This is a genomic window from Staphylococcus sp. EG-SA-2 (assembly GCF_017152085.1).
This window is the reverse complement of sequence record NZ_JACYHC010000943.1, coordinates 1-900: the sequence shown is the minus strand read 5'-3', so window position 1 is coordinate 900 and position 900 is coordinate 1. Positions and strand designations below refer to the sequence as shown.

General features: G+C 33.3%; 1 protein-coding gene and 1 pseudogene. Both read left to right on the top strand.

The features are described 5' to 3' along the window. Positions 1–458 (top strand): 3-dehydroquinate synthase family protein (locus tag IDG60_RS16505; protein ID WP_481906103.1); only part of this gene is annotated, 458 nt, incomplete at its 5' end. A 9-nt stretch (positions 459–467) separates the two neighbouring features. After that, positions 468–900 (top strand): annotated as a pseudogene (locus tag IDG60_RS16500) (3-phosphoshikimate 1-carboxyvinyltransferase); the annotation flags it as partial.

Genomic DNA, 900 nt, shown 5'->3' with positions numbered 1-900 from the left:
TATTACAGTCATTAAATGGTATGGATAAATATATTGCTAAAGGTATTGAAACGAAGCTGGATATTGTTGTTGCAGATGAAAAAGAACAAGGTGTACGTAAATTTTTAAATTTAGGTCATACATTTGGTCATGCCGTGGAGTATAACCACAAAATTGCACACGGTCATGCCGTAATGATAGGCATAATATATCAATTTATTGTTGCGAATATATTGTTCAATTCTAATCACGATATCCAACATTATATTAATTATTTAACGAAATTAGGTTATCCTTTAGAAACAATAACCGACATAGATTTCGAAACGATATATCAATACATGCTAAGTGATAAAAAGAACGACAAACAAGGAGTTCAAATGGTATTGATTAAACATTTTGGCGATATTGTAGTGCAACACATTGATCAAACAACACTGCAACATGCGTGTGAACAACTAAAAACATATTTTAAGTAGGTGAAGTAAATGGTAAGTGAACAAATTATCGATATTTCAGGGCCACTTAAAGGTGAAATAGAAGTGCCTGGAGATAAGTCGATGACACATCGAGCAATCATGTTAGCATCTTTAGCTGAAGGAACTTCCAATATTTATAAACCATTACTTGGTGAAGATTGTCGTCGTACAATGGATATATTCCGATTATTAGGCGTAGATATTAAAGAAGATGAAGATAAATTGGTTGTGAATTCACCTGGATATAAAGCTTTTAAAACACCTCATCAAGTTTTATATACTGGAAACTCTGGCACAACGACTCGATTGTTAGCTGGTTTGTTAAGTGGTTTAGGTATTGAAAGTGTTTTGTCTGGCGATGTTTCAATTGGTAAAAGGCCAATGGATCGTGTCTTGAGACCATTGAAACTTATGGATGCGAATATTGAAGGTATTGAAGATA